Raw genomic sequence first — 628 nt, forward strand, 5'->3', positions numbered from 1 at the left:
AGGCCCAGCTGGACCCAACGGCGCTGTCGGTGCTGGCCATGTTGCTGCCCGCGGACTGGACCTTCTGTCCGTGGGAGTTGGCCTGCTCGTAGATGACCTGGAAGTTGCGACCCAACTGGGTGATGAACTCCTGGCATGCCACCGAACCCGCACCGCCCCAGAAGTCGCCGGCAGCAAGCACATCGCGAACGATGGCCTGGTGCTCGGCCTCCAAGGACGCGGCCTGGGCGCGGATCAAGGCACCGTGGGCGTCTACATCGCCGAACTGGTAATTAATGCTCATTGGCTTTGCTCCTTAAAAGTGTTGTGCAGCAGCGGTTTCGGCCGTTAGCTGCTGAGGATCTGCTGCGAGGCCTGCTCTTGCTGCTCGTAGTTGTTCGCGTCGCGAATCAGCCCGTCGCGCACCCCGTGGAGCATGTTGACGATGTTGCGGAAGGCCTGGTTGACCTGGCCCATGGTGTCGTACGAGGTGGCCTGGGCCTGACCGCTCCAGCCCGAGCCGGCGATGTTCATCGACGACGCCCACATCTTGCGGGCCTCGTCCTCAACGGTCTGGGCGTGCACCTCGAAGCGGCCCGCCATCGCCCGCATCTCGTGCGGGTCGGTCATAAAACGTGTTGCCATGTCG

2 protein-coding genes are annotated in these 628 nt (G+C 63.5%); both read right to left on the minus strand.

Annotated features, from left to right (window positions below; all coding sequences use genetic code 11):
* Positions 1-283, minus strand: a 283-nt coding sequence (locus tag A5624_RS16945; protein WP_007771417.1) for a WXG100 family type VII secretion target, incomplete at its 3' end; no start/stop codon positions are given.
* A gap of 44 nt (positions 284-327) precedes the next feature.
* The gene (locus A5624_RS16950; protein WP_007168951.1) at positions 328-624 is read right to left on the minus strand and encodes a WXG100 family type VII secretion target; all 297 of its coding nucleotides are present in this window, start codon (positions 622-624) and stop codon (positions 328-330) included.
* Between the last annotated feature and the right edge of the window lie 4 nt (positions 625-628).

Origin of the sequence: Mycobacterium sp. 1482292.6 (assembly GCF_001672995.1) — a bacterium.
Lineage (GTDB): Bacteria > Actinomycetota > Actinomycetes > Mycobacteriales > Mycobacteriaceae > Mycobacterium > Mycobacterium europaeum_A.